At 71.8% G+C, this 26,143-nt stretch carries 23 protein-coding genes; 9 read left to right on the top strand and 14 right to left on the bottom strand.

Annotation, left to right across the window (positions count from 1 at the left end; all coding sequences use genetic code 11):
- Nucleotides 1–23: 23 nt before the first annotated feature.
- Nucleotides 24–2,351: a heavy metal translocating P-type ATPase gene (locus ACFY10_RS31960; protein WP_390668696.1), complete on the top strand. Its 2,328-nt coding sequence runs from the start codon at nucleotides 24–26 to the stop codon at nucleotides 2,349–2,351.
- A gap of 34 nt (nucleotides 2,352–2,385) precedes the next feature.
- Here ACFY10_RS31960 and ACFY10_RS31955 read toward each other — a convergent pair whose 3' ends face one another.
- From ACFY10_RS31955 to ACFY10_RS31945, 3 genes are all read right to left on the bottom strand, one after another.
- The gene (locus ACFY10_RS31955) at nucleotides 2,386–3,822 is read right to left on the bottom strand and encodes an MBL fold metallo-hydrolase RNA specificity domain-containing protein (RefSeq protein WP_390668695.1); all 1,437 of its coding nucleotides are present in this window, start codon (nucleotides 3,820–3,822) and stop codon (nucleotides 2,386–2,388) included.
- Between the two features lie 374 nt (nucleotides 3,823–4,196).
- Entirely contained in the window at nucleotides 4,197–4,619 is a 423-nt protein-coding gene (locus tag ACFY10_RS31950) for an Hsp20/alpha crystallin family protein (RefSeq protein WP_390668694.1), read from the bottom strand.
- Between the two features lie 143 nt (nucleotides 4,620–4,762).
- Complete coding sequence (locus ACFY10_RS31945) at nucleotides 4,763–5,485, bottom strand: CBS domain-containing protein (protein ID WP_390668993.1); 723 nt, start codon at nucleotides 5,483–5,485, stop codon at nucleotides 4,763–4,765.
- Nucleotides 5,486–5,759: 274 nt separating this feature from the next.
- Here ACFY10_RS31945 and ACFY10_RS31940 point away from each other — a divergent pair, with 274 nt between their 5' ends.
- The 5 genes from ACFY10_RS31940 (at nucleotide 5,760) to ACFY10_RS31920 (ending at nucleotide 11,259) form a co-directional block, all read left to right on the top strand.
- Nucleotides 5,760–6,650 (top strand): universal stress protein, encoded by an 891-nt coding sequence (locus ACFY10_RS31940; protein ID WP_390668693.1) that lies wholly within the window; start codon nucleotides 5,760–5,762, stop codon nucleotides 6,648–6,650.
- A gap of 134 nt (nucleotides 6,651–6,784) precedes the next feature.
- Complete coding sequence (locus tag ACFY10_RS31935) at nucleotides 6,785–7,405, top strand: 2-oxoacid:acceptor oxidoreductase family protein (protein ID WP_390668692.1); 621 nt, start codon at nucleotides 6,785–6,787, stop codon at nucleotides 7,403–7,405.
- Entirely contained in the window at nucleotides 7,389–8,630 is a 1,242-nt protein-coding gene (porA, locus tag ACFY10_RS31930; protein WP_390668691.1) for a pyruvate ferredoxin oxidoreductase, read from the top strand. The genes ACFY10_RS31935 and porA overlap by 17 nt, the downstream gene beginning before the upstream one ends.
- Nucleotides 8,627–9,637 (top strand): thiamine pyrophosphate-dependent enzyme, encoded by a 1,011-nt coding sequence (locus ACFY10_RS31925; protein ID WP_390668690.1) that lies wholly within the window; start codon nucleotides 8,627–8,629, stop codon nucleotides 9,635–9,637. The genes porA and ACFY10_RS31925 overlap by 4 nt, the downstream gene beginning before the upstream one ends.
- The gene (locus ACFY10_RS31920) at nucleotides 9,634–11,259 is read left to right on the top strand and encodes an NAD(P)-binding protein (RefSeq protein WP_390668689.1); all 1,626 of its coding nucleotides are present in this window, start codon (nucleotides 9,634–9,636) and stop codon (nucleotides 11,257–11,259) included. The genes ACFY10_RS31925 and ACFY10_RS31920 overlap by 4 nt, the downstream gene beginning before the upstream one ends.
- A 495-nt stretch (nucleotides 11,260–11,754) precedes the next feature.
- Here ACFY10_RS31920 and ACFY10_RS31915 read toward each other — a convergent pair whose 3' ends face one another.
- A complete protein-coding gene (locus tag ACFY10_RS31915) occupies nucleotides 11,755–12,528 on the bottom strand; it encodes a helix-turn-helix domain-containing protein (protein ID WP_390668688.1) in 774 nt (257 codons plus the stop codon).
- Nucleotides 12,529–12,596: 68 nt separating this feature from the next.
- On the opposite strand from ACFY10_RS31915, the gene ACFY10_RS31910 reads away from it, so the two are divergent.
- Nucleotides 12,597–13,568, top strand: a complete 972-nt coding sequence (locus tag ACFY10_RS31910; RefSeq protein ID WP_390668687.1) for an LLM class flavin-dependent oxidoreductase — start codon at nucleotides 12,597–12,599, stop codon at nucleotides 13,566–13,568.
- 46 nt (nucleotides 13,569–13,614) lie between these two features.
- On the opposite strand, the gene ACFY10_RS31905 is transcribed toward ACFY10_RS31910, so the two are convergent.
- The 10 genes from ACFY10_RS31905 to ACFY10_RS31860 form a co-directional block, all read right to left on the bottom strand.
- Nucleotides 13,615–15,027, bottom strand: a complete 1,413-nt coding sequence (locus tag ACFY10_RS31905; RefSeq protein ID WP_390668686.1) for an NAD(P)(+) transhydrogenase (Re/Si-specific) subunit beta — start codon at nucleotides 15,025–15,027, stop codon at nucleotides 13,615–13,617.
- A gap of 5 nt (nucleotides 15,028–15,032) precedes the next feature.
- A complete protein-coding gene (locus tag ACFY10_RS31900) occupies nucleotides 15,033–15,365 on the bottom strand; it encodes an NAD(P) transhydrogenase subunit alpha (RefSeq protein ID WP_390668685.1) in 333 nt (110 codons plus the stop codon).
- Nucleotides 15,362–16,477, bottom strand: a complete 1,116-nt coding sequence (locus ACFY10_RS31895) for an NAD(P) transhydrogenase subunit alpha (RefSeq protein ID WP_390668684.1) — start codon at nucleotides 16,475–16,477, stop codon at nucleotides 15,362–15,364. Before ACFY10_RS31895 ends, ACFY10_RS31900 begins: the two co-directional genes overlap by 4 nt.
- Before the next feature lie 41 nt (nucleotides 16,478–16,518).
- Complete coding sequence (locus tag ACFY10_RS31890; RefSeq protein ID WP_390668683.1) at nucleotides 16,519–17,532, bottom strand: zinc-dependent alcohol dehydrogenase; 1,014 nt, start codon at nucleotides 17,530–17,532, stop codon at nucleotides 16,519–16,521.
- A gap of 39 nt (nucleotides 17,533–17,571) precedes the next feature.
- The gene (locus ACFY10_RS31885) at nucleotides 17,572–17,940 is read right to left on the bottom strand and encodes a DUF779 domain-containing protein (protein ID WP_390668682.1); all 369 of its coding nucleotides are present in this window, start codon (nucleotides 17,938–17,940) and stop codon (nucleotides 17,572–17,574) included.
- A gap of 29 nt (nucleotides 17,941–17,969) precedes the next feature.
- Nucleotides 17,970–19,490 carry an aldehyde dehydrogenase family protein gene (locus ACFY10_RS31880; RefSeq protein WP_390668681.1) on the bottom strand — a complete coding sequence of 507 codons (1,521 nt, stop codon included), beginning with the start codon at nucleotides 19,488–19,490 and terminating at the stop codon, nucleotides 17,970–17,972.
- Between the two features lie 55 nt (nucleotides 19,491–19,545).
- Nucleotides 19,546–20,838 (bottom strand): GAF domain-containing protein, encoded by a 1,293-nt coding sequence (locus tag ACFY10_RS31875; RefSeq protein WP_390668680.1) that lies wholly within the window; start codon nucleotides 20,836–20,838, stop codon nucleotides 19,546–19,548.
- A gap of 156 nt (nucleotides 20,839–20,994) precedes the next feature.
- The gene (locus tag ACFY10_RS31870; protein ID WP_390668679.1) at nucleotides 20,995–22,722 is read right to left on the bottom strand and encodes a GAF domain-containing protein; all 1,728 of its coding nucleotides are present in this window, start codon (nucleotides 22,720–22,722) and stop codon (nucleotides 20,995–20,997) included.
- Between the two features lie 123 nt (nucleotides 22,723–22,845).
- Nucleotides 22,846–23,874 carry a type I glyceraldehyde-3-phosphate dehydrogenase gene (gene gap / locus ACFY10_RS31865; protein ID WP_390668678.1) on the bottom strand — a complete coding sequence of 343 codons (1,029 nt, stop codon included), beginning with the start codon at nucleotides 23,872–23,874 and terminating at the stop codon, nucleotides 22,846–22,848.
- Between the two features lie 122 nt (nucleotides 23,875–23,996).
- Nucleotides 23,997–24,689, bottom strand: a complete 693-nt coding sequence (locus ACFY10_RS31860; protein WP_390668677.1) for a response regulator — start codon at nucleotides 24,687–24,689, stop codon at nucleotides 23,997–23,999.
- A 322-nt stretch (nucleotides 24,690–25,011) separates the two neighbouring features.
- Here ACFY10_RS31860 and ACFY10_RS31855 point away from each other — a divergent pair, with 322 nt between their 5' ends.
- Nucleotides 25,012–25,677 carry a DUF4389 domain-containing protein gene (locus ACFY10_RS31855; RefSeq protein ID WP_390668676.1) on the top strand — a complete coding sequence of 222 codons (666 nt, stop codon included), beginning with the start codon at nucleotides 25,012–25,014 and terminating at the stop codon, nucleotides 25,675–25,677.
- A complete protein-coding gene (locus ACFY10_RS31850; RefSeq protein ID WP_390668675.1) occupies nucleotides 25,674–26,054 on the top strand; it encodes a hypothetical protein in 381 nt (126 codons plus the stop codon). Before ACFY10_RS31855 ends, ACFY10_RS31850 begins: the two co-directional genes overlap by 4 nt.
- Nucleotides 26,055–26,143: the final 89 nt, after the last annotated feature.

Below are 26,143 nucleotides of genomic sequence, written 5' to 3'. Positions count from 1 at the left end.
CACCGGACGGACCGAGGTGTTCCATGGGCCTTGCGACTCGCACAGCACCGCTGCGCCGCCTCACCGCGGCAGCCGCGTCCATGCGGCTCGAACCGGTACTGCTGGGTGTCACTGCAGCGGCCCTGACCGCCGGTGGGGTCGCCTGGCTCGCCGGGGCCGGTGGCCTCGCCGACCTGCTCTGGGGCCTGGGTACGGTGTCCGCCGTCGTACCCGCCGTGGCGTGGGTGCTGGCTGCGCTGCGCCGCGGTCACGCCGGGGTGGATCTGATCGCCGTCCTGGCCCTCGGCGGCACCCTGGCCGTCGGCGAGTACCTGGCCGGGGCCCTGATCGCGCTGATGCTTGCCACTGGCCGCACCCTCGAAGCCGCGGCCCAGCGGCGTGCCTCGCACGACCTGCGCGCGCTGCTGGAGCACGCACCGCGTTCCGCGCGCCGCCGCACCGAATCCGGGGTGCGCACGGTGCCGCTGGCCGAGGTCGTCGTCGGCGAACTGCTGGTGGTGGGTCCGGGCGAAGTGGTCCCCGTCGACGGTCTGGTGGAGAGCACCGCGGCCGTCCTCGACGAATCGGTGCTCACGGGTGAGGCCCGCCAGGTCCAGCGGCCGCGGGGGGAAGCCGTGCGCAGCGGCGTGGTCAACGCGGGCGGTGCCTTCGACCTGCGGGCCACGGCCACCGAGCAGGACAGCACCTATGCCGGGATCGTCCGTCTGGCCGGGCAGGCAGGCGCGGAATCCGCACCGGTGGTGCGTCTGGCCGACCGTTACGCGGCCTGGTTCCTGCCCCTGTCCCTCGTGGTGGCGGGGCTGGCCTGGCTGATCAGCGGTTCCGCCGTGCGGGCGGTCGCGGTCCTGGTGGTCGCCACACCGTGCCCCCTGCTGCTGGCCGCGCCGGTGGCGATCGTCTCCGGATTGTCGCGGGCCTCCCGGCTGGGCGTGGTGATCCGCGACGGCGGCGCCCTGGAGAACCTCGGCCGGGCCCGCACCCTGCTGCTCGACAAGACCGGCACCCTCACCGGCGGCCGCCCCCGCGTCATAGATGTGGCCGCCGCACCCGGCTGGAGCGCTACGGAGGTCCTGCGGCTGGCTGCGTCGCTCGACCAGTACTCCCCGCACGTGCTGGCCCAGGCCATCGTCGACACGGCCCGCAAACGCGGGCTGGCGCTGTCGGTTCCGTCGGACGTCACCGAGGAGCCCGGCCGGGGCGCCCTGGGCACTGTGGGCGGGCACCGGATCTCTGTCGGCCGCTTCGACACCCCGGACGCGCAGCCGCCCTGGGTTCAGGCCGTAGGCAATCGCGCGCTCCTCGACGACGCGGCCGTCGCCTGGCTCGCCGTCGACGGGCGACCGGTCGGCGCGGTCCTGCTGAGTGACCCGGTGCGCCCGGACGCCCCTCGAACCGTGCGCCATCTGCGGGCGGCGGGCATCGAACGGCTGCTGATGCTCACCGGCGACCGCCCCGAGCCCGCCCGTGAGGTCGCCGCCGTTCTCGGCCTCGACGGCGTACGCGCGGAGCTCAGCCCCGCGGGCAAGGTCGCCGCGGTCCGCGCCGAGCGCGAGCGCGCCGTCACGGTCATGGTGGGCGACGGCGTGAACGACGCCCCGGCGCTCGCGGCCGCGGACGTCGGCGTCGCCATGGGGGCACGCGGCTCCACCGCCTCCTCCGAGGCCGCCGACATCGTCCTGACCACCGACCGCGTGGACCGCCTGGCCGACGCCGTCGCCATCGCCGTACGCGCCCGGCACATCGCCGTGCAGAGCGCCCTCGGCGGCATGCTCATGTCCCTCACCGCCATGGCCGCAGCCGCCATCGGCCTGCTCCCGCCCGCCGTCGGAGCCCTGCTCCAGGAGGGCATCGACGCCGCCGTCATCCTCAACGCACTGCGCGCCCTGCGCGTCGACCGCACGGTGCGGCCCGCCCTCGCCCCCGCCACCGAAGCCCTCATCCACCGCTTCGCCGCCGAACACGACGACCTGCAAGACGTCCTCGAAGCCGTCCGCGACGCCGCCGACCGCCTCTCGGCGGACACCGGCCCGCAGGCCCTCGCAGCGGTGGCCGAGGCGCACCGGCTGCTGACCGAACGGCTCCTGCCCCACGAATACGCCGAGGAACACCAGCTCTACCCGGCGCTCGCCCCCACCCTCGGCGGTCCCGAGTCCACCGCCACCATGAGCCGCGCCCACGCCGAGATCGAACGACTCTCGCGGCGAATCGCCACCCACCTCGCGCTCAGCGCCGACGGGAACCTCGCCGCAGAGCAGCTCGACGACCTGCGCGCCTGTCTGTACGGGCTGCACAGCGTGCTGCGCCTGCACTTCACGCAGGAAGAGGAGAACTACTTCTCACTCGCCCCGTGACCGAGCTCGGCAACGGCCGCCTCCGGAACGTCGGTCACCGGATCAGTACGCGTTCTCCCGAACGAGGTACGACGGCGGTCCAGCCCAGGGTTCGGTCGATGCGGTCGCGCAGTGCGTCGGCCGCGTCGGGCTCGCCGTGCACGAGGTAGGTGGTGTGCGGGGCGGGCGCTCCGCGCAGCCACTCGACGATCTGCGCGGCGTCGGCGTGGGCGGAGAAGTGCGGCACGTCCGCGACGTGCGCGCGCACGGGAACGTACTCGCCGAACATCTTCAGGGCCTCGGCTCCGTCGACGAGGTCGCGGGCGCGGGTGCCCTGGGCCGCGAAGCCCACGACGACGACGGCGTTGCGCGGGTCGGGCAGCAGGCGTCGCAGGTGGTGCAGGACGCGGCCGCCGGTGGCCATGCCGGACGCGGACACGATGACGGCCGGTCCGCCGGAGTGCCCGATGTCGACGGACTCCTGGATGGAGCGGGCCGCGAGGAACGGTTCGGGGCTCAGCGCCGCCACCCCCGCGGCCGTGACCTCGGGGCGCAGCTCGGGGGCCTTGGCCAGGACGGCGTCGCGGTAGACGTCGAGGGCCGCGAGGGCCATGGGGCTGTCGACGTACACCGGGACCGCGGCCGGAAGGCGGCCCTGGCTGCGGAGTTCGGCGAGTTCGTGCAGGACGACCTCGGTGCGGTCGAGAGCGAAGGCGGGGATCACGACGGTGCCGCCACGGGCGAGGGTGCGGTTCAACACGTCCGCGAAGTGTGCCCGGCCCGCCTCTTCCTCGTGGCGTCGGTTGCCGTACGTCGACTCCATGAGCAGCACGTCCGCCCCGGAGAACGGTTCCGGCGGCAGCAGCAGCGGATGGCCGGGCCGGCCGAGGTCGCCGCTGACGGCGAGGGTGTGCCCGTCCTCCAGGGTGAGCCGGGCCCAGGCCGACCCGAGGATGTGCCCGGCAGGGTGCAGGGTGACGGTGGTTCCGGCGGCGATGTCGATTTCCGTGCCGGTCGGCGCGGGGGCGAGGAGCTTCAGCGTGCGGTCGACGTCCGAGTCGTCGTACAGCGGCTGCGCCGGCCGGTGCTTGGACCAGCCGTGGTCGTTGGCGTGCTGGGCTGCCTCCATCTGCAGCTTGGCGCTGTCCCGGAGGACGATCTCGATCAGGCGGGCGCTGAACTCGGTCGTCACGATCGGCCCCCGGAAGCCGTGGCGCACCAGCCTGGGCAGGTACCCGCAGTGATCCAGGTGGGCGTGGGTGACCACCACGGCCCCGATGTCCGCGGCGTCGCAGGGCAGGCCGCGCCAGTTGAGGCGGCGCAGATCGGCCAGGCCCTGGAAGAGCCCGCAGTCCACGAGGATGCGGGCGTGGTCGCTCTCGACGAGGAACTTGCTGCCGGTGACCGTTCCCACGCCTCCCAGGAAGCTGAGAAGTGCGGGCCTGACGTGCGCCTGCGCGGGTTGCACCGGGCGCAGTTCGTTCACGGCCATGGCAGTCTCCTCATCGGGGGTTGCGGTGCGGTCAGGCCCGTTCGGCCCTGGCCCGCTCGATGTCCATGTGGTGTCCTGGGAGTGACGGGAAGGACCCGGAAAGGCGCGGGGAAGCGGCTGGCGGCCGTGCACCGCGCAATCAGGATCCGCGAGAAGCGGGTGGAGTCCTTCCCGCCTCTCATGTCCGGGCCCCGTCGGCGGCGTCCCGCGCCGCTGCGACCTCCAGACTCGGCGGAGCGGAGTGTTGCGGTCACTGGGCCGAAGGGCCTCGACACGGCCCGGCCGGCCCCGCACCGTGCCCGGGTCCGGGCAGTCGTGTGCGCGGCCGGCGTACCGGCCGCGCACACTTCGTGCGGCTGCGCGGCGGACCGCGTTCAGCCGTGCTGCACCGGGATGGTCTTCGTGCCCGTCTTTGCCTCGGGCACCGGGACGGTGACGGTCAGAACGCCGTCCTTGTATTCGGCAGTGGCCTCGTCGCCCTTGGCGCCGGCCGGCAGCCGGACGGAGCGGGCGAAGGTGCCGTAGCGGAACTCCGTGTGGTGCTTCTGCGTCGTCTCCTCACTGCGCTCGGCCCGCAGGGTCAGAACGCCTTCCGTGACGGTGATCTCGACATCCTTGGCGGGGTCGATGCCCGGGAGCTCGGCCCGCAGCACGTATTTCTCGTCCGCCAGATGCTCCTCAATGCGGATGCCGTGCAGCCCGGGGACCGTGTGCGCCCCGGGGAAGCCGGTCTCGACCCAGCCGAACAGGTCGGGCAGGGTCGGCCAGCCCGGCAGTCGCTCGATCATGCCGGTCATGTGTCCCTCCTCCTCTTCTTCTTCGCCACTTCCAGCGTCCCGCGTCCTGGCGGGACGCGCGTGAGCCGACCGGTCCACTGCCGGGCCCGGTCGGCCCTGGCGCCCCAACGTCCGCCCGTCACCCGCCGGTTGGAGCGCTGCCCTCATGCCGCGCCACCGACTCCCGATGGCGGCGCGGTCCTCTCGCCGTCCGGCAGATCCGGGTCGAGGTCAGGCCTGCGGTGCGGGCCCGAGAGCGCGCAGTCGACGTCCACGACGCCTTCGACGGACCGCACCAGGCGTTTGGTGATGGGCACGAGGGTGGTGTCGGCGATCCTTCCGGTGAGCTTCACGACTCCGTCGCGGACCTGCACCCGGATCGGCTCCAGCGGTGCGGGGAAGAGAGGGGCGACGATCTCGCGCCGGACCTCCCCGGCGATGTCCTTGTCGTCCCGCAGGAAGACCTTCAGCAGGTCGGACCGGCTGACAATGCCCTGCAGCGCGCCTTCGTCGTCGACCACGGGCAGCCGTTTCACCTTGTGGAGCGCCATGATCCGGGCGGCCTGCCCGAGGGACGCGTACGCCGGGACGGTCAGGGCCGGGGCGGTCATCAGCTCCTCGGCCGTCACCGCGCCGGCCTTCACCAGGTCGCCCAGACGGCGGAGTTGGGTGTAGCGGTCCGGGTCGCCGTCGCGGAATTCCTCCTTGGGCAGCAGGTCGGCCTCGGAGACGACCCCCGCGACCCGGCCGTCGCCCTCCAGCACGGGCATGGCGCTGACCTTCCACCGCTGCATGGTCTTCACAATGTCCTTGAACGTCGCCTGTCGGGCGAGGGCGACGACGGTCCGGGTCATCACATCGCTCACGATGTGCGGAGTGCCGGGCATGGCATCCTCCAGAGTGTTCGCGTCGCGCTGGATGGTCGTCTCGTGCGACATCTTCAGACTCGGCCACGGACCCGTCGGCGACATGGGCCGAGTGGCCCCATTCCGGGTTCTGGTGGGCTCGTCCGCCGGACCCGGTCCGGGCACGCACAAAGGGCCGTTCGACCCGCTGTCAAGGCCGCGCAGCCCCTGCCCGGGCAGGCTCCTTCGCCGGGACGCTGGTGGTGCAGAGGTCCGCCGGTAGGCGTGCGGACATCAATCCGGGGAGGTGTTGGCCGTGCTTCGCCCCGTTGTCGTAGGCCTGGACGGTTCACGTGAGAGTCTCGCCGCCGCCGACTGGGCGGCCAGGGAGGCATTGCGGCGCGGCCTGCCGCTGCGCCTGGTGCACGCATGGGAGGGTCTGTCGCCCGACGCGTCACCGCTGCCCGAACTCGAGGCGCCGCGCTACTGGGCGCGGCGGATCCTGCGCGGAGCCATGGACCAGATCAACGAACGTTACCCGCAGGTCTATCTCAGCGCGGAACAGATCGCCCGGCCCGCGGCCGACGCCCTCGTCGCGGCGGGTACCGAGGGCGAGTTGCTGGTCCTGGGCAGCCGGGCGTTCAGTGGGCTCGGCGGCTTCATGGCAGGTTCGGTGGCGCTCGCGACGGTGGCTCGTGTGACCCGGCCCGTCATTCTCGTACGGGCCGACCGGAGCGCCGAGGACGAGCATGTGCCGGACGAGGAGGGCCGGCCGTCGGCCCACACCCCGTACCGCGATGTCGTGGTCGGTGTGGACACCGCGCACCCGTGCGAGGAACTGCTCGCGTTCGCCTTCGAGAGTGCCGCGCTGCGCTCCGCACCGCTGCGGGTGGTCCACGCGTGGCACGTGCCGTACGCCCAGTCCGCGGCGGTGGCCAGGATGAGTGCTGTGGCGCGGCAGGCCGCCGAGCGGGCGCTGGACGCGACACTTCGGCCGTGGCGAGAGAAGTTCCCGACGGTGAAGGTCCTCGAGCTGGTGGAGAACGGACGTCCGGCCCAGCAGTTGCTGGACGCCTCGCAGGACGCCGGTCTGCTGGTCGTGGGCCGCAGGGTCCGGCCGGCCAGGCTCGGCACGCACACCGGTCCGGTCGCGCACGCGGTGATGCACCACGTCCGCTGCCCGGTCGCGATCGTCCCGCACGAGTGACTCCCGCGTCCCGGTCCGTCCGGCACCGGACGGACCGGGGTCCCTCTCCCTCCACCGGGGACGTTCGGCCCCTGCGCTGCCGGCCAGGCCCGGCACTACGAAGGCACAGAGGCCCATAGAGGAAGGAGGGTGCCGTGTTCCAGGTTCGCATCCACGGCCGTGGCGGCCAGGGAGCCGTCACGGCCGCCGAGTTGTTGTCGGTGGCGGCGTTCATGGAGGACCGGTACGCGCAGGCGTTCCCGAGCTTCGGCTCGGAGCGGACCGGGGCTCCGGTCATGGCGTTCTGCCGGATCGACGACCGGCCGATCCGGGTGCGCGAGCCCGTCACCCGGCCCGATGCGCTGGTGGTCCAGGACCCCACGCTGCTGCACCAGGTGAACGTCTTCGAAGGGCTGCGGCCAAGGGGGTCCCCCCGCTCGAGCGGAGCCGAGAGCGGGGAAGGCTACGTGCTGATCAACTCGCCGCGTCCGGTCGCCGACCTGGGCCTCGAGGAGCTCGCCGGCCCCGTACTCACGGTCCCGGCCACCGCGCTCGCCCTACGTCACTTCGGCCGTCCGGTGCCGAACGCCGTCCTGCTGGGCGGCCTCGCCGCGCTCACCGGCTGTGTGGCGATCGACTCGCTCACGGCTGCCGTCCAAGAACGCTTCCCCGGCGAGCTGGGGACGGCCAACGCGGCCGCGGCCCGGGAGGCGTACGACCACGTCCGTGCCCAGTGCGCCCAGCGGGAGGAACACGCCCATGCTCAAGCAGACTGAGGGCTCGCGCGCGGTCGCCGAGACCGTCGCGTACTGCCGTCCCGAAGTGATCGCGGCCTACCCGATCTCGCCGCAGACGCACATCGTCGAGGAGCTCAGCCGTCTGGTGAAGTCCGGGGAGCTGAAGCCGTGCGAGTACGTCAACGTCGAGTCGGAGTTCGCCGCGATGTCGATGTGCATCGGGGCTTCGGCCGCGGGCGCCCGCACCTACACGGCGACCGCGAGCCAGGGCCTGCTGTACATGGTGGAGGCGCTCTACAACGCCTCCGGGCTCGGCCTGCCCATCGTGATGACGGTCGCCAACCGGGCGATCGGCGCGCCGATCAACATCTGGAACGACCACAGCGACAGCATGTCGCAGCGCGACTCGGGCTGGATCCAGCTGTACGCGCGGGACAACCAGGAGGCCTCCGACCTGCACCCGCAGGCCTTCCGGCTGGCCGAGGAGCTGTCGCTGCCGGTCATGGTGTGCATGGACGGCTTCGTCCTCACGCATGCCTGGGAGCGGATCGAGGTGCCGGAGCAGGCGCAGGTCGACGCGTTCCTGCCGCCGTACGAGCCCCGCCAGGTCCTGGACCCGGACGAGCCGGTGTCGATCGGTGCGATGGTCGGCCCGGACGCCTTCACCGAGGTGCGCTATCTGGCGCACGCCAAGCAGATGCAGGCGCTGGAGGCTATCCCGCGGGTGGCCGACGAGTTCCGGCAGGTCTTCGGGCGGGCCAGCGGCGGCCTGGTCCACTCGTACGCCTGCGAGGACGCCGACACGATCGTCGTGGCGCTGGGGTCGGTGTTCGGTACGGTGTGCGACGTCGTCGACGAGATGCGTGAGTGCGGAGTGCGCATCGGGGCGCTGGCGATCACGTCGTTCAGGCCCTTCCCGCTGAACGCGGTGCGGACCGTGCTCGGCAGGGCACGCCAAGTGGTCGTGATCGAGCGGGCGTTGGCGGTCGGCATCGGCGGGATCGTCTCGGCGAACGTGCGCACCGCGCTGTCCGGGATTCTGCTCGACGGTCACACGGTGGTCGCCGGGCTCGGCGGGCGCGCGATCACCAAGGAGTCGCTGCACCGGCTGTTCGACGACGCGATCGCCGGGCGGCTTGGGCAGTTGACCTTCCTCGACCTCAACACCGAGCTGGTGGAGCGGGAGTTGGCGCGGATGGCGCAGACCAGGAGGTCGGGGCCGTCGGCGGAGAACATCCTGCGCGATGTGGGGAGGAACCGATGAGCGCCGCGGAGCAGGTCAAGTTCTACCAGGTGGGCAGCTTCGCGGCCGGGAACCGGCTGCTGGGCCCCGACCTCCAGTCCGACCAGGCCGACCCGGCCCGCGCCAACGCGCTGACCTGCGGTCACCGGGCCTGCCAGGGCTGCGGCGAGGCGCTCGGCGCGCGTTACATCCTGGACGCGGCCCAGCGGGCGGCCGGCGGCAAGGTGATCGCGGTCAACGCGACCGGCTGCCTGGAAGTCTTCTCCACGCCCTACCCCGAGACGTCCTGGCAACTTCCTTGGCTGCACTCCCTGTTCGGGAACGCACCCGCCGTCGCGGCGGGCGTCGCAGCCGCACTGCGCGCCAAGGGCCGTACCGACATCCGCGTGGTCGGACAGGGCGGTGACGGCGGCACGGTCGACATCGGGCTGGGGTGCCTCTCGGGCATGTTCGAGCGGGGCGACGATGTCCTGTACGTCTGTTACGACAACGAGGCCTACATGAACACCGGCGTGCAGCGCTCCGGGGCCACTCCCCCGACCGCGCGCACGGCCACCACCCAGGCGGTCGGCGAGGAGCCCGGCGCCCCCTTCGGGCAGGGCAAGAACCTGCCGCTGATCGCGATGGCGCACGAGATCCCGTACGTCGCCACCGCGACCGTGGCCGGACTGCGCGACCTGGAGGCCAAGGTGCACCGGGCGATGGGCATGCGCGGCGCCCGCTATCTGCACGTGCTCGTGCCCTGCCCGCTGGGCTGGGGCACGGCGTCCCACGACACGGTGCGCATCGCGCGGCTGGCCGAACAGACCGGGCTGTTCCCGGTGTTCGAGGCTCTCGACGGCGAGGTCACCGACGTCACGCCGATCCGGCGGCGCCTGCCGGTCGAGGAGTACCTGCGCCCGCAGAAGCGGTACGCGCACCTCTTCCGGCCGGAGCTGCGCACGGACGTCATCGCCCAGCTGCAGCAGACCGCCGACCGCAACATCGCCCGCTTCGGGCTGCTGGCCCATGAGGAGGCCACGCCGTGAAGGACAAACCGTTCGCGATCACCCTGGACGTCGGCTCCAGCCTGGCCAACCACACCGGCGCCTGGCGGACCGAGCGTCCCGAGTACGTCGACCGGATGCCGCCGTGCAACCAGGCGTGCCCGGCCGGCGAGAACATCCAGCAGTGGCTGTTCCACACGGAGAGCGGCGACTACGAGTCCGCCTGGCGGCAGTTGATGCGGGACAACCCGCTGCCCGCCGTGATGGGCCGGGTCTGCTACCACCCGTGCGAGACGGCCTGCAACCGCGTCCAGGTCGACAACGCCGTGGGGATCAACTCCATCGAGCGGTTCCTAGGCGACGAGGCGATCAAGCAGGGCTGGACGATTCCGGGCCCCTCGGTTACGTCCGGCAAGCGCGTCCTGGTCGTCGGCTCCGGCCCTGCCGGACTGTCGGCCGCGTACCATCTGCGGCTGCTCGGCCACGAGGTGACGCTCCGTGAGGCGCAGGAGCAGCCCGGCGGGATGATGCGTTACGGCATCCCGCGGTACCGGCTGCCGCGCGAGGTGCTGGACGCCGAGATCGACCGGATCGTGGCGTTGGGCGTCACGCTGGAGCTCGGCACCAAGGTCGACGATGTGCTTGCCGCGCAGCGGGACGGCGGCTTCGACGCCGTGTTCCTGGCCGTGGGCGCGGGCATCGGCAAGCGTGCCTACATCCCGGCGGGCGACAGCGCCCACATCCTCGACGCGGTGTCGCTGCTGGGCAGCATGGAGGGCCAGGGCACGCCGCTGCTGGGCCGCAGGGTCGCCGTCTACGGCGGCGGCAACACGGCCATGGACGCGGCCCGCACCGCACGCCGGCTGGGCGCAACGGACGCCGTGGTCGTCTACCGGCGCACCCGGGACCGTATGCCCGCGCACGACATCGAGGTCGAGGAGGCGCTGGAGGAGGGCGTGCGGATGAAGTGGCTCTCCACCATCAAGCACGCCGACGAGGGGCGTCTGACCATCGAGCGGATGGAGCTCGACGAGACCGGATTCCCGCAGCCCACGGGCGAGTTCGAGGAGCTGGAGGCGGACAGCGTGGTGCTGGCGCTCGGCCAGGACTCGGACCTGTCCCTGCTGCGCGACGTGCCGGAACTGGCCGTGGACCACGGCATGGTGCAGGTGGCCGACGGTCTGATGACAGGGCATCAGGGCATCTTCGCCGGTGGCGACATGGTGCCCGCCGAGCGCACGGTGACCGTGGCCGTGGGACACGGCAAGAAGGCGGCCCGGCACATCGACGCGTTTCTGCGCGGCGCTTCCTACGAGCCGAGTGAGAAGCACGCGCCGGCCACCTTCGAACGGCTCAACACCTGGTACTACTCCGACGCCCCCGCCTCGGTCCGGCCTCGGCTCGAAATCGCCCGCCGCGTCTCGACGTTCGACGAGGTCGTGCAGGGCCTGGACGAGTCCACTGCCCTGTTCGAGGCCCGGCGCTGCATGTCCTGCGGCAACTGCTTCGAGTGCGACAACTGCTACGGCGTCTGCCCCGACAACGCGATCACCAAGCTGGGGCCGGGCAAGGGGTTCGCCATCGACCTCGACTACTGCAAGGGCTGCGGACTGTGCGCGGCCGAGTGTCCGTCCGGGGCGATCGAGATGGTGCCGGAGGAATGAACCGGACGTCCCCGTTCCCTGAGAGGAATTGTCGGTCCTGTCCCTCGGCCGGAGGATCGGGTGCCCAGTGCACCCCCTCCGACGAGGAGACGTACGTGATCGAGATCGACCCGCAGGACCTGGCCGACCGCTACCTGGCCCAGTGGACGGAGCCGGATGCCGCCGAGCGCCGTGCCGCCGCCGAGCGGCTGTGGGCCGCGGACGGCACCCATGTCCTCCAACCGCCCGTGGAGATCCGGGAGATCGCCGCGGGCCTCGGCTTCCGGCACACGACGCTGGAGGCGCAGGGCCACGACGCCATCGAGATCCGCGTGACGCAGAGCTACGAGCGGTTCGTGGCGAAGCAGGGAATCACCTTCCGGTCCCGTCCCGATGCCGTTCGCCTGCAGGCCTGGTCAGGTTCGGCTGGGAGGCGGTGTCGGCCGAGACCGGGGACGGGGTCGGCGGAGGTTCGGAGATCCTCGTCCTCGACGACGAGGGTCGGATCAAGACGGACTACATGTTTCCGGGGACGTGACCTGCGGGGATCGTCTGCCCGGCGGCCGCCGAGAGGGCCTCGGCCGTCGCCGGGTCGGCCGGCAGGAAGGCCTCCAGCTTCAGCTCGGCAAGGGTCACGTCGACGGCGGTGGCGAAGGTCGTCACGGTCGTCATCAGGTGCAGTTCCCCGTATGAGGACGCGAGGCGGAGCGGGACCGCGAAGCCGAGTTGCGCATCCGACGGTTCCAGGTCGGGGACGTAGCGGGTGAGTTCGGTGCGCAGCTCGGGCAGATGGCCGAGGCGGGCCAGGATGTGCCGGGCCCATTCGGCGAGGTTGCGGATGCGGGGAGCCAGGCCGTCGGGGTGCAGCGCGAGACGGTAGACGTTCTTGCCCGGGCCGACCAGTTCGGGGGCGGCGCCTTCGGTGATGAGGCCGAAGGCGGTGTTCGCGGCGATCAGGTCACCGCCCCGGTCCACGACCAGCGCCGGATACGGCAGGTGGCCGCGCAGGATGTGGTCGATCGCGGTGCGTACGGGGGCCAGCGCCGGGTCGTCGAGGGAGCTCTCGGGGTAGACGGGCGCGTAGCCGGCGGCCAGCAGCAGTTCGTTGCGCTCGCGCAGCGGCAGTTCGAGCGACTCGGCCAGGCGCACGACCATGGCGCGGCCCGGTGCGGATCTGCCGGATTCGATGAAGCTGAGGTGCCGTTGGGTGGTGCCCGCCCGCAGGGCCAGCTCGAGCTGGCTGAGTCGGCGGCGGGTACGGCGTTCGCGCAGCGCGCTGGGGAAGTCCACGGGCCTGTTGTAACGCCCGCGGGGGCGTTGCGGCCATTCCCTGCGGGGAATTGTCGCCGCTCGCACCCGTGGCGAGGATCACCGGCATGGACAACGGCATGGACATCGGCATTCTTCTTCCGACCGGAAGCGCCCAGTGGGACGCGGCCGACGACCCCCGCGAGCTGATCGACTTCGGGCGTCGGGCGGAACGCTCCGGGTTCTCCTCGCTCTTCGTCAACGACTCCCTGATCAGCCCGCGCATCGAGGCCCTGACGATGCTGGCCGCGCTCGCCCCGGCCACCGACACGGTGACCCTGGGCACCGCCGCGCTGCTGCCGTTCCTGCGCCGCCCGATCCAGGCCGCGCAGTCCCTGGCCTCGCTCGACCTGCTGTCCGGCGGCCGGCTGACGGTGACCGTGGGCGCGGGCTTCCCCGGCCGGTTCGGGCGGCCCTTCTACGCGCTGTCCGAGGTGCCGTGGGAACGCCGCTTCCACCGGCTGGACGAGACGGTCGCCCTGTGGCGGGCCCTGTGGAACGGCGCCGGATCCTTCGACGGCGAGATCCTCCGCTACGCCGACATCCCGCCCGCGACCAGGCCGTACCGCCCCGGCGGGCCGCCCGTCTGGCTGGGCGGCGCGACCCCCTCGGCGCTGGCCCGCACCGGCCGGCTCTACGACGGCTGGCTGCCCTACCCGCCCGATCCCGCCGACTACGCCGCCGGGCTCCTGGACGTACGCAAGGCTGCGGCGGATGCGGGCCGCGTCGCCGAGGACGTCACCGCGGCGCTGTTCGTCACGGTACGGGTCGACGAGGACGCCGAGCGCGGCCGCCGGGCCCTGGACGAATACGCGCGGGCCAACTACGGGATGCCGCTGGAGGAGCTGGAGAAGATCCAGGCCGTGGTCACCGGCTCGGCCGACGAGGTGCGCGACGGCCTGGCGCGGTACTTGGCCGCGGGCGCCCGGCATGTCGTCTGCCGTCCGGCTGCCATGGGCCTGCGCGCGCTGCGCGAGCAGATGGAGGGGATCGCCGACCTGATCCCCGCGCTCAGGGCATGACACCGGGGCCGCCCCGCAGGACGGCCCCGGCGCATCCGGCCGCGGGTCAGCCGACGAACTCGCCCACTGCCGCCTTGAGTTCGGCCAGTCCCTTCTTCGCGTCGGTGAAGAACATGCCGGTCTTCGGGTCGGTGTAGAGCTCGTTGTCGATGCCGGCGTAGCCGTGGCCCATCGAGCGCTTGATCACGACGACGCTCTTGGCCCTGTCGACATCGAGGATCGGCATGCCCGAGATCGCGTTGCCGGGGCGGCGGGCGATCGGGTTGGTGACGTCGTTGGCGCCGATGACGAGGGCGACGTCCGCCTGCGGGAACTCGGGGTTGACGTCGTCCATCTCCTTCAGCTGGGTGTAGGGGACGTTGGCCTCCGCCAGCAGCACGTTCATATGCCCGGGCATGCGGCCGGCGACCGGGTGGACGGCGTAGCTGACGTCGACGCCGTGGTCGCTGAGCAGCTTGGCGAGGTCGCCGAGTTCGTGCTGGGCCTGGGCGGCGGCGAGGCCGTAGCCCGGGACGAAGATGACCTTGCTCGCGTACGCCAGCTGGATCGCCACGTCGTCCGCGGAGACCGACCGCACCTGGGCCGGGGCCCCGCCGACGGCGGCCGGAGCGCTGTCACCGGTGCCGAAGCCGCCGACCACGATGTTGGCGATCGACCGGTTCATGGCGTCGGCCATCAGCTTGGTGAGGATGCCGCCCGAGGAGCTGACCAGCATGCCCGCGATGATCAGTGCGGTCTCGTCGAGGACGAAGCCGGCCATCGCGACCGCGGATCCGGTGAAGGCGTTCAGCAGGGCGATGACGACCGGCATGTCCGCGCCGCCGATGGGCAGCACCATCGTCACGCCGAAGAGCAGGGCGACGGCGACGAGCCCGTACAGGGCGACGAGCGAGTCCGGGGCGAGCACGAGCCAGATCGTGCCCGCGACAAAGGAGGCCGGCAGCACCACGTTGAGCACCCGCGCTCCCGGGAACACCACCGGCGCGCCCGAGACGACGCCCTGCAGCTTGCCTGCCGCGATCAGCGATCCGGAGAAGGTGACCGCGCCGATGACGATGTCCAGGGCGCCCGGGAGGGAGACCCGTGCGCCGAGGACGGCCGGATGGTCCGCCTGGAGCAGGTCGTTGACCGCAATCAGGGCGGCAGCTCCGCCGCCAACCGCGTTGAAGAGGCTGACCAGTTGGGGCATGGCGGTCATCTTGACCTCGCGTGCGGCGTACAGGCCGAGCGCGGCGCCGATCAGGCCGCCCGAGGCAAGCACGAGCCAGCCGGTCCGCGTGATCGTGCCCTCGTGCGCCACCAGCCACACCGTGGCGGCGATCGCGACGGCCATCGCACCGGCGGAGATGGTGTTGCCGCGGCGGGCCGTGCGCGGGTGGTTCATCAGGTGCAGGCCGATGACGAAGCAGGCGGCCGTGGCCAGGAAGATGTAGTGGACGGCGTTGGAGACGTTGTCCATGACTCTCACACCTCCGCCTTCTCGCGCGTGTCGGAGGCGTTCTTCTCGGTGGCCGGCCTGGCCTTGAACATCTCCAGCATCCGGTCGGTGACGACGTATCCGCCGACGACGTTCATGGCGCCGAACACCATGGCCGCGAAGGCGAGGACGTAGCCGAGCCAGGTGTGCGACTCGGCCGCGATCAGCATGGCGCCGATGACGACGATGCCGTGCACGGAGTTCGAGCCGGACATCAGGGGTGTGTGCAGGGTCGCGGGGACCTTGCTGATGACCTCGACGCCGACCAGGACGCTCAGTACGAAGACGGTGATCGCGGTGAGGAGATCGAGGTTGTTCATGAGGACGCTCCTCCCGTGAGCGCGGCCGTGATCTCGTCGGCCGGGTCGAGGATGAGTTCGCCGTCGCGCACCAGGTGGCGCAGCAGGGCGACGAGGTTGCGGGCGTAGGCCGTGGACGCGGCGGTCGCCATCGCGGACGGCAGACGGCCGGCCCCGATGAGGGTGACGCCGTTGTCCAGGACGGTGGTCTTGTCGGGCTCGGTGCCCTCGACGTTGCCGCCGAGTTCGCTCGCGGCGAGGTCGACGACCACCGAGCCGGGCTTCATGGCCTCGACGGCGGTGGGGGTGACCAGCAACGGCGGCTTGCGGCCCGGTACTTGGGCGGTGGTGATGACGATGTCGGTGCGGGCGATGTGCGCGTCCAGGGCCGCACGCTGGGCCTGCTGCTCCTCTTCGGTCAACTCCCGTGCGTAGCCGCCCTGTCCGGCACCCGGTTCCCCTTGTGGAAGGCTCTGGAGGTCCAGGAACCGGGCGCCCAGGGACTCCACCTCCCCTCTCGACTCGGGGCGTACGTCGTACGCCGTGACGACGGCGCCGAGGCGGCGGGCGGTGGCGATCGCCTGCAGCCCGGCCACTCCGGCGCCGAGGACCAGGACCTGCGCCGGGCGCATGGTGCCCGCCGCGGTGGTCAGCATCGGGAAGAACCGGTCGTACGAGTCGGCCGCGAGCACGGCCGCCTTGTAGCCGGCGACATTGGCCTGGGAGGTCAGCGCGTCCATCGACTGGGCGCGGCTGAGGGTGCGCGGCAGCAGATCGAGGCTCACCGGGCGGATCCCGCGCTCGGTCAGCTCCTTGACCAGGCCGGGGTGGCGCAGCGGTTCGAGCAGCCCGATCAGGAGCTGTCCGGAGCGCAGCGACTCGGCGGCCTCCGCGTCCGGCGGGCCCACGCACAGCACGGCGTCCGCGCGTGCGTACAGCTCGTCCGGGGGTACGACGGTGGCGCCCGCCTCGGTGTAGTCGGCGTCGGCGAACCAGGCGCCGGAGCCGGCTCCGGTCTCGACGAGGACGTCGATGCCGGCGCGGGTGAGCAGGGTGACGGCCTCGGGGACGAGGGCGACACGGCGTTCGCCGGGCGCCCGCTCCCGAACGGCACCTACGGTGACGGTTCCCATGATCTGCTGCCTCTCCCTGGGGACTCCGGGGTGCCGGAGTCTCAGAACTCGAAGACGAGCCGTGCCTCGGCCCGTCCGCCGAGCACCTCGTCGAAGGAGTCGTTGACCTCCTCCAGGCGCCGGGTCTCGGCGATGACCTGGGTGCGTCCGGCGGCGTGCAGTGCGAACACCTCGGACAGGTCCTGGCGGGTGCCGACGATGGAGCCGATGACGGAGATGCCGCCGAGGACGGTCTCGAAGATCGGCACGTTGATGGACGCGTTGTCGGCGGGCAGGGCGACCATGACGAGGCGTCCGCCGCGGTTGAGCGAGCGGTAGGCCTGCTCGAACGCCTTGGGGGCGGCGGCCAGTACGACGGCCACGTCCGCGCCGCCGGCCTTCTTGATCTCCTCGACCGGGTCGTGGGTGCGGGCGTTGACGGTCTGGTCCGCGCCGAGCCGGTGGGCCAGGCCCAGCTTGTCCGGCTCCAGGTCGACGGCGGTGACCAGGCCGCCCACCAGGCGTGCGTACTGCAGCGCCAGGTGGCCCAGGCCGCCGATGCCGAAGACGGCGACCCGCTCGGCCGGGACCACGCGCGCGACCTTGATCGCCTTGTAGGTGGTGACGCCCGCGCAGGTCAGCGGCGCCGCGTCGAGGGACGAGACGCCGTCGGGGACCGCTACGATCGCGCCCGCGTCGGCGACGGCGTACTCGGCGTAGCAACCGTCCACGGAATAGCCGGAGTTGACCTGGCTCTCGCAGAGGGTCTCCCAGCCGGAGACGCAGTAGCGGCAGGTGCCGCAGGACGAGCCGAGCCACGGGATGGCGACCCGCTTGCCGACCAGGTCGGCCGGGACTCCGGCACCGACGGCCTGGACGGGGCCGATGCCCTCGTGGCCGGGGATGAACGGCGGCTGCGGCTTGACGGGCCAGTCGCCGTGGGCGGCGTGGATGTCGGTGTGGCAGAGGCCGGAGGCCTCCATGCGGACGAGCACCTGGCCGGGGCCGGGCTCGGGGAGGGGAAGGTCCTGGATCTCCAGGGGCTTCCCGAAGTCGGTGACCACCGCTGCCTTCATGATCTGCTCCTCAGCCGGCGTGCTGCCGGGGCTTGTTGGTCAACTGGCCTTGTGCCGGGGCTCACTGACCCGGGTGATGAAATGCAGCCCGTCCCCTGCTGCGAGGGAGAAACCGCCCGGTGTTCCCTCCGCGACGTCCAGCAGGAGGTGCGGGCGGCCGAGCGCCTCATACAGATCGGCGTCGATGTGGAAGGTGCAGTCCTCCAGGACGCCCAGCAGCATGTCGCCCTCGCCGAGGGCGAGTTCGCCGCCGGGGAAGCACATCGGGTCGCTGCCGTCGCAGCAGCCGCCGGACTGGACGAACATCACCGGCCCGCCGTGGGCGGCGCGCAGGGCCTTGATGGCCCGGTGCGCCGCCTCGGTTGCGGTGACGCGCCCGGCGTTGCCGTTCTGGACGTTCGCGGGCATGTCGCTGCTCTCCTTGGGATCAGGCTCTTCTAGAACAGCCCGAGCGGCTTGGTGCCGTAGCTGACCAGGAGGTTCTTGGTCTGGCTGTAGTGCTCGAGCATCATCTTGTGCGTCTCGCGGCCGATGCCGGAGACCTTGTAGCCACCGAACGCGGCACCCGCGGGGTACTGGTGGTAGCAGTTCGTCCAGACGCGGCCGGCCTTGATGGCGCGGCCCATCCGGTAGGTGCGGCCGGTGTCGCGGCTCCACACGCCGGCCCCGAGGCCGTACAGCGTGTCGTTGGCGATCTCGAGGGCCTCGGCCTCGTCCTTGAACGTGGTGACGGCGAGGACGGGTCCGAAGATCTCCTCCTGGAAGACCCGCATCTTGTTGTGGCCCCTGAGGACGGTCGGCTCGTAGAAGTAGCCGTCCGCGAACTCCCCGCCGATGGTGGGACGGTGGCCGCCGATCAGCAGTTCGGCGCCTTCCTTCTGGCCGATCTCGACGTACGACGCGATCTTCTCGATCTGCTGCTTGGAGACCTGCGGGCCGATCATGGTCGCGGTGTCCAGCGGGTCGCCCTGCTTGATGGCGCGGATGCGCTCCAGGCAGCGGCCCATGAACTCCTCGTAGATGTCCTCCTGGATCAGTGCGCGCGAGGGGCAGGTGCAGACCTCGCCCTTGTTGAAGGCGTACAGGACGAGTCCTTCGACGGCCTTGCTCAGGAAGTCGTCGTCCTCGGCGGCCACGTCGTTGAAGAAGATGTTCGGCGACTTGCCGCCCAGTTCCAGGGTGACCGGGATGATGTTCTGCGAGGCGTACTGCATGATCAGGCGGCCGGTGGTGGTCTCGCCGGTGAAGGCGACCTTGGCGATGCGCTTGTTGGTGGCGAGCGCCTTGCCGATCTCCGCGCCCGGACCGTTGACGACGTTGAGGACGCCGGGCGGCAGATGATCGCCGATGACCTCCATCAGCTTCAGGATCGACCACGGGGTCGGGGAGGCGGGCTTGATCACCGTGGCGTTGCCCGCGGCGAGCGCCGGGGCGAGCTTCCACGCGGCCATCAGCAGCGGGAAGTTGAACGGGATGATCTGTCCGACGACGCCGAGCGGCTCGTGGAAGTGGTAGGCCACCGTCTCCTTGTCGATCTCGGTGATCGAGCTCTCCTCGGCACGAATCGCGGCCGCGAAGTAGCGGAAGTGGTCGGCTGCCAGGGGAATGTCGGCGGCGAGGGTCTCGCGGACCGGCTTGCCGTTCTCCCAGCTCTCGACGACCGCGAGCTCCTCGCGGTGGGCGTCGATGGCGTCGGCGACCGCGTTCAGGGCCGCGGCCCGCTGGGCGGTGGACGCCTCGCCCCACTTGTCCTTGGCGGCGTGCGCCGCGTCCAGGGCGAGTTCGATGTCCTGCGCGCCCGACTTCGGGACCTCGCAGATCGGCTTGGCGGTGGCGGGGCACAGGTTGGGCGAGTACTCACCCGTGGTGGGCGCCTCCCACTTGCCGCCGATGAAGTTCTCATACCGGGGCGCCACGTCCACGGGGCTGCCCGGCCTGCCCGGAGCTTCGTACTTCATGACCCTCCCCTTTCGGTCCTCTTCCATCACGACGGTCGTGGTGATGCTCAGCACGCTAGGAACGGGAACGCTGCAACACCGCTGCATGCCTTCCGACCTGCTGCGGAATCGCCCTCTCGCCGTCCAGGGCACGGGCCCGCGCAGCCGCTGCCGCGCGCTGCGCCGAACCGCCCGGCAGCCGTCGGGCGAGCGCCAGCCACGCGTCGGCGTCGTCTGTTCCCCAGGCCGCGTCCACCCAGCGGCGCAGCAGCCCGGCGTCCGGGCCGGCGAGGACTGCGCCGCGCAACTGCTGTTCCAGGGCCCGCCGTTGCTCCACGACGGCCGGCGCGTCGGAGCGCGGCAGCAGCGGACCGGCGTAGCGGGCCAGGGCCCGGTTCACCCGTCCCTGGGCGAGCAGGGAGGCGACCTCGGCGAAGTCGGAGTGCACCGGGCGCAGCAGCGCGTACGGCCGCGATCCGAGCAGGTCGGGGCCGAGCACCGCGCGCAGCCGGGTCATCTCGGCACGCAGCGTCGAGGCGGACAGCTCCCGTTCGGACAGGTCCACGGCAAGCCGGTCGCCCTGCACGCCACGGCTCTGAAGGGCGAGCGCGACGACGATCTCGCTGTGCCGCGGGCTCAGGTGGTGCACCTGGCCGCCGTATTCGAGTACGGCACTGTCGCGGCCCAGCGCGGTCAGCCGTACGCCGGTGTCGGCGCCGAGCAGCGTCGCGGGCGGTGTCCGGGCGAGTTCCGCCTCGGCCGCCAGGGCGGCTGCCCGCACCGCGGCCAGGGCGGGCGGTGTGGCGATGGTGCCGCCGCCGGAGAGGTCGACGACGCCGAGGATCCGGCCGGTGCCGGGGTCGCGGACGGGGGCCGCGGCGCACGACCAGGGGTGCACGGCGCAGCTGTAGTGCTCGCCTGTCACGATCTGGACGGCGCGTTCCAGTTCCAGCGCGGTGCCGGGGGCGTTCGTCCCGGCCTGTGCCTCGCTCCACACCGCGCCCTCGGTGAAGTGCATCCGCTCGGCGCGCCGTACGGTCGCGGAGTCGCCCTCGACCCACAGCAGGGTCCCGTCGGCGTCGCCGACGGCGAAGACGTGTCCGTCGTCCGCCGCGCCGGCTCCGAGCAGTTCCCGGAAGAGGGGCAGCACCGGGGCCAGCGGATGGGCGCGGCGGTATGCGGCCACTTCCTCGGGTGTCGTGCGCAGGGGCGGCAGGCGTTGTCCGTCGAGGCGTACGCCCGACGCCGCGCAGCGGCGCCACGAGTCGGCCACCAGGCTGCGCACGCCCGGGTGGGCTTCGGGCGAGGCCGCGAACCGCTCGTGCACGGTGCGCAGTGCGTCTGCAGAGACGGCGGTGGAAGCGTCCATGGCACCTCCCGCATGCCGTCCTCCTGGTCCGCTCCAGCCTCACCCGGGCACCGGTGAGGCTGCAGAGGCCGAACGGCCCCTGTGGCAGGGTCTCTTGGGCTTCAGGCGGGACGGCAGTAAGGAAGGCGGGCCTCGCTGCGGGAGGTGCGAGGCCTCCTACTCCGGGGACAGGGGTACGTGCCACGTGAGCACGGTGCCGCCTTCGGACGGACTGCCGAGCTCGAGTACTCCGCCCAGCTGCCGGGCCCGTTCGCCCATGTTGCGCAGGCCGCTGCGGCGGCCGTCGGGCGGGATGCCCACGCCGTTGTCGGTGACGGTCAGCCGGATCTCGCTGCCGTCGGTGTCCAGGGCCACGTCGGCGCGGCCGGCCCGGGCGTGGCGGGCGATGTTGGTCAGGGCCTCGGAGAGGACGGCCACGACATGGTCGGCGATCTCCCCTGGCACGTCGGTGTCCAGCAGTCCTTCCATCCGCAGGCTGGGGGCGAAGCCCAGCACCGGGGCGGCCTCGCCGACCGCCCGCACCACACGGGCCCGCAGCCCGGTTCCTGCGCCGCCCTCACGGGCCCGCAGGCCGAAGATCGTCGACCTGATGATCTTGATGGTCTCGTCCAGGTCGTCGACCGCCCGCACCACCCGCTCGGCGGCCTCCTGGTGCTCGATGAAGCGGCCCGCGCTCTGCAGCGTCATGCCGGTGGCGAACAGCCGCTGGATCGCCAGGTCGTGCAGGTCCCGGGCGATCCGGTCGCGGTCCTGGAGCACCGCGATCTGCTCGGCGTCCTGGCGGCGCTCCGCCAGTTCCATCGCAACGGCGGCCTGCGCGGCGAAGACCAGCAAGGTCTCGGTCTCCGTCGCGGAGAACTCCGGCCGGCCGGTTTCTCGTGCCAGCAGGACCACGCCTCGCGCGCCCGCCTCGCCCGTGCCGATGGGCACGGCCACGGCGGGTCCCAGTCCCTCGAAGCGCGGGGGCTCCAGGGAGATCCGTTCGTCGTGGCCGACGTCCGTGCTGGTGACCGGTGCGGCGCCGGAGAAGGCCAGCCCCATCAGGCTTCTGTCCATGGCCAGTACGAGGCCCCGGTGCGCCTCGGCGTCCATCCCGACGGCGATCTCCACGGCGAGTGTCCCGGTGTCCTCCATGGGCAGCGCGACCGCCGCCAGCGCCGACCCGGTGATGTCACCGGCCCGCTCGGCGATCAGACCGAGGATCTCGCTGCGCGGACGGCCGGACATCAGGCTGTGGGTGATCTCCGCGTTGGCCTCCAGCCAGCGCTCGCGCAGCCGGGACTCCTCGTACAGACGGGCGTTGTCGATCGCGACGCCGGCCGCTACGGCCAGCGTCGCCAGCACCGACTCGTCGTCCTCGTCGAACTGCAGCCCGCCCCGCTTCTCGGTCAGATACAGGTTGCCGAAGACCTGCTCGCGCACCCGGATGGGGACGCCGAGAAAGGTGTTCATCGGCGGGTGGTGGGGCGGAAAGCCGTACGAGGAGGGGTGTTCGGAGATTTTCACCAGCCTCAGGGGCGCGGGGTGGCTGATCAGTTCCCCGAGGATGCCGTGCCCCTCCGGGAAGGGGCCGATGCTGGCGATCTGCTCCTCGGTGACGCCGACTGTGTGGAAGGCCGACAGCCTCTTGCCGTCCGTTCCGATCACTCCGAGGGCGGCGTACTCCGCGTCGACCAGCGTCGCCGCGGCCTCCACGATGCTGTGCAGCGCCTGCTCGAGGTCGAGGTCGCGGCCGACCGAGAGCACGGCCTCCAGGAGGCTGTGCACCCGGTCGCGGGTACCGCGGGCCGCGTCGAGGCGGGCCTGCAGCTCTTCGAGCAGCTCGTCCAGCCTCAGCTGCGGGAGCCGTACCCGAGCTTCCCGGGGCTCCTCAGGGCTTCCCACCGGTGATCCTCCAGGTCCCCTTGCCGTGTCGATGACCAATGACGTTGGTCATGTGCCACGGTAACGGTCCAGGACAGGGGGCGGTACGGGGTGGGGGCGGGGTCGGGCGGACTTGGCCGCCGGTCAGGCGCGCGGCAGCCGGGCGGCGACGTATTCGGTGAGGTCGAGCAGGCGGTTGGTGTAGCCCCATTCGTTGTCGTACCAGCCGAAGATCTTGACCAGGTCGCCGTGCGCCTGGGTCAGCGGGGCGTCCAGGACGCACGACGCGGGGTCGCCGACGACGTCGCGGGAGACGATCGGGGCGTCGGAGACCCGCAGGACGCCCTTCAGCGGCCCGTCCGCGGCCTCCCGGAAGGCCTCGTTGACCTCGTCCACGGTCACCTCCCGTTCGAGGACCACGCTCAGGTCGGTCAGCGAGCCGTCCTCCACGGGCACCCGTACGGCGATGCCGTCGAGGGTGCCGGCCAGCTCAGGCAGGACCAGGCCGACGGCGCGGGCGGCCCCGGTGCTGGTGGGGATGATGTTGACGGCGGCGCTGCGGCCGCGGCGCAGGTCCTTGTGCGGGCCGTCCAGGACCACCTGGTCGTTGGTGTAGCCGTGGATGGTGGTCATCAGGCCCTTGACGATGCCGAAGTGCTCGTCGAGCACCTTGACCATGGGCGCCACGCAGTTGGTGGTGCAGGAGGCGTTGGAGACGACGTGGTCGGTCTCCGGGTCGTACGTGCCTTCGTTGACGCCCATCACAACGGTGGCGTCGACGCCCTTGCCCGGCACGGACAGCAGCACCTTGCGGGCGCCGGCCTTCAGGTGCAGGCCGGCCTGCTCACGGGTGCGGAAGCGGCCGGTCGACTCGATGACGATGTCCACGCCCGTCTCGCCCCAGGCCAGCGCGGCCGGGTCGCGTTCGGCGGTCACGGCGATGCGGTGGCCGTCCACGGTGATCGAGTCGTCGTCGTGCTCGACGGTGCGACCGATGCGTCCGTACGTCGAGTCGTACTCCAGCAGATGGGCCAGGGCCGCGGGCGAGGTGATGTCGTTCACCGCCACGACCTCGACCGGTGTGCCGGTGCCGTTCTCCGCGCGCTCCAGCACACAGCGCAGGTAGTTGCGTCCGATACGGCCGAAGCCGTTGATGCCCACGCGCACGCTCATGTCCGTCGTCCTCCCCATCGGTGCCCGGCAGTGTCCGGGGTCTGCCGTCAGCCTGCGGGCGGCGTACCGGGCGGGGCTTGGGCCCTACGGGGGCGAGCCGGGGGACGTTCGGCCCCGGGGTGTCAGTGGCCTTCCCGCCGGAGCCGGTCCTGGGCCTGGGTGGCGATGACGGCGGCCTGGATGCGCCGCTCCACACCGAGTTTGGCCAGCAGCCGGGAGATGTGGTTCTTCACCGTCTTCTCCGCCAGGAAGAGCCGCCGGCCGATCTGGCGGTTGGTCAGGCCTTCGCCGATCAGTGCCAGGATGTCCCGCTCCCGGTCGGTCAGGCCAGGCAGTGCGTCCGGTTCCTCCTCCTGCTGCCGACCGCCACGCAGACGGGCCATCAGCTTCGTGGTGGCGCTCGGGTCGAGCAGCGACTGTCCCGCGGCCACCGTGCGCACGGCCGACACCAGGTCCGAACCCTGGATCTGCTTGAGGACGTACCCGGAGGCACCCGCCATGATCGAGTCCAGCAGGGCCTCCTCGTCGTCGAACGAGGTCAGCATCAGACAGGCCAGGTCGGGCATGCCCGAGCGCAGCTCCCGGCATACGCCGATGCCGTCGCCGTCGGGCAGGCGCACGTCGAGCACCGCCACCTGCGGGCGCAGCGCCGGAACGCGCACCAGCGCCTGTGCGGCCGTGGAGGCCTCGCCGACCACGGTGATGTCCGGCTCGTCGTCGAGGAGGTCGCGCACCCCCCGCCGTACGACCTCGTGGTCGTCCAGCAGGAAGACCCGGATCGGGTCGTCGGGTCCGGGCCGCTCGCCGTCCGCCATCGGATGCTCCTTGTCCTGCGCTCCGCGCCGGGTTCCGGGGACCGGCGTCGAAACCGGGATCCTTCCCGCTTCCGGGCCGGATGGCCAGGGCCGGTCGGCCCTCATACGAGGGCGTCCTTCCTTCCGGTGCCCGTCTGCCCCGCGCGCACGCCGGTCCGGCCCTTGCCGGACGTCGCCCGCACTCCGCCCGGCTCCTGCGACCGGGACCGATGGCCCCCGAACGGCCCCCAATGGCCCTCGCGCGGGCCGTCTTTCAACGGTCACGCTGAGCTTGGGCCCAAGTCGGCGCGCGCAGCGCCATGGGCCGAAGGAGTTGATCGCCATGACAACCCTGCCGGGAACACCGGACCGTCCCGTACGCGTGAACGCGGTGCTCGACACGCCTCTGTCCCGGTGGCTGTGGCTGGTGAAGTGGATCCTGGTCATCCCGCACTACGTGGTGCTGTTCTTCCTGTGGATCGCCTTCACCGTGGTGAGTGTGATCGGGTTCTTCAGCATCCTGTTCACCGAGCGTTACCCACGGTCCCTGTTCGACTTCAACCTCGGGGTACTGCGCTGGAGTTGGCGGGTGGCGTACTACTCGTACGGCGCCCTGGGCACCGACCGGTATCCGCCGTTCAGCCTGGGCGAGGAGCCCGACTACCCGGCGCGCCTGGACATCGACTACCCCGAGCGGCTCTCCCGGGGCCTGGTCCTGGTGAAGTGGTGGCTGCTGGCCATCCCGCACTACATCGTCATCGGGTTCTTCCTGGGCGGCTGGCACCTCGGCTGGTGGGACGGCGGGCTGGTCGCCGTGCTGGCGTTGATCGCCGCCGTGACCCTGGCCTTCACCGAGAAGTATCCCCGGGACCTGTTCGACCTGATCCTGGGCCTCAACCGGTGGGTGCTGCGGGTCGCCGCCTACGCCGCCCTGATGACGGACACCTATCCCCCGTTCCGCCTCGACATGGGCGGCGCCGAGCCGGACCGTCCCGAGGAACTGCCGTGACCACCCTGCTGGTGGCAGCGTTCCTGATCGTGCACGGGCTGCTGCACCCGGGCGTGTGGACGGCGCCGCAGCAGCCCGGCAAACCGGCCCTCTTCGTCCCCGGGTACTCGTGGGCGCTCACAGCTGCCCGCGTGCCCCAGGCAACGGCCGGGGCGATGGCGCTGGCACTCGCCTGGTACACGGCCGTGGTGTACGCGATCGCCGGCGTCGGCGTACTGGCGGGCACCGGGTGGTGGCCCACCGCGGCTCTGGTCGCCGCCTCGACCGGGCTGCTCCTCAAGGCCGTCTGGTTCGACCCGTGGCTCAGTGTCGGACTGCTGCTGGACGTGGGCGTCGTCGTCGCGGTGGCCTGCACCTGGCCCGCCTCTGTGTACTGACCTCTGTGCACTGAGCGCGTGCGCCAAGCGGCTTCGGCGAAGTCCGCTGCGCTTCGCAGCGCCCCAAAGGGGCGCGGGGACTGCGCGAC

It is taken from the genome of Streptomyces sp. NPDC001401 (assembly GCF_042895385.1).
In the GTDB taxonomy this organism is placed as follows: domain Bacteria; phylum Actinomycetota; class Actinomycetes; order Streptomycetales; family Streptomycetaceae; genus Streptomyces.
Note: the sequence above shows the minus strand (reverse complement) of the source record. Positions and strands in the feature narration are given on the sequence as shown.

Coding starts and splice junctions, on each gene's coding strand:
- ACFY10_RS31905 (WP_390668686.1), bottom strand. CDS start 15,027: ATGGACAACGTCTCCAACGCCGTCCACTACATCTTCCTGGCCACGGCC.
- ACFY10_RS31885 (WP_390668682.1), bottom strand. CDS start 17,940: ATGCCCGCGAACGTCCAGAACGGCAACGCCGGGCGCGTCACCGCAACC.
- ACFY10_RS31960 (WP_390668696.1), top strand. CDS start 24: ATGGGCCTTGCGACTCGCACAGCACCGCTGCGCCGCCTCACCGCGGCA.
- gap (WP_390668678.1), bottom strand. CDS start 23,874: ATGAGCGTGCGCGTGGGCATCAACGGCTTCGGCCGTATCGGACGCAAC.
- ACFY10_RS31945 (WP_390668993.1), bottom strand. CDS start 5,485: ATGCCCGGCACTCCGCACATCGTGAGCGATGTGATGACCCGGACCGTC.
- ACFY10_RS31860 (WP_390668677.1), bottom strand. CDS start 24,689: ATGGCGGACGGCGAGCGGCCCGGACCCGACGACCCGATCCGGGTCTTC.
- ACFY10_RS31880 (WP_390668681.1), bottom strand. CDS start 19,490: ATGAAGTACGAAGCTCCGGGCAGGCCGGGCAGCCCCGTGGACGTGGCG.
- ACFY10_RS31855 (WP_390668676.1), top strand. CDS start 25,012: ATGACAACCCTGCCGGGAACACCGGACCGTCCCGTACGCGTGAACGCG.
- porA (WP_390668691.1), top strand. CDS start 7,389: ATGCTCAAGCAGACTGAGGGCTCGCGCGCGGTCGCCGAGACCGTCGCG.
- ACFY10_RS31925 (WP_390668690.1), top strand. CDS start 8,627: ATGAGCGCCGCGGAGCAGGTCAAGTTCTACCAGGTGGGCAGCTTCGCG.
- ACFY10_RS31895 (WP_390668684.1), bottom strand. CDS start 16,477: ATGGGAACCGTCACCGTAGGTGCCGTTCGGGAGCGGGCGCCCGGCGAA.
- ACFY10_RS31900 (WP_390668685.1), bottom strand. CDS start 15,365: ATGAACAACCTCGATCTCCTCACCGCGATCACCGTCTTCGTACTGAGC.
- ACFY10_RS31955 (WP_390668695.1), bottom strand. CDS start 3,822: ATGGCCGTGAACGAACTGCGCCCGGTGCAACCCGCGCAGGCGCACGTC.
- ACFY10_RS31875 (WP_390668680.1), bottom strand. CDS start 20,838: ATGGACGCTTCCACCGCCGTCTCTGCAGACGCACTGCGCACCGTGCAC.
- ACFY10_RS31890 (WP_390668683.1), bottom strand. CDS start 17,532: ATGAAGGCAGCGGTGGTCACCGACTTCGGGAAGCCCCTGGAGATCCAG.
- ACFY10_RS31950 (WP_390668694.1), bottom strand. CDS start 4,619: ATGACCGGCATGATCGAGCGACTGCCGGGCTGGCCGACCCTGCCCGAC.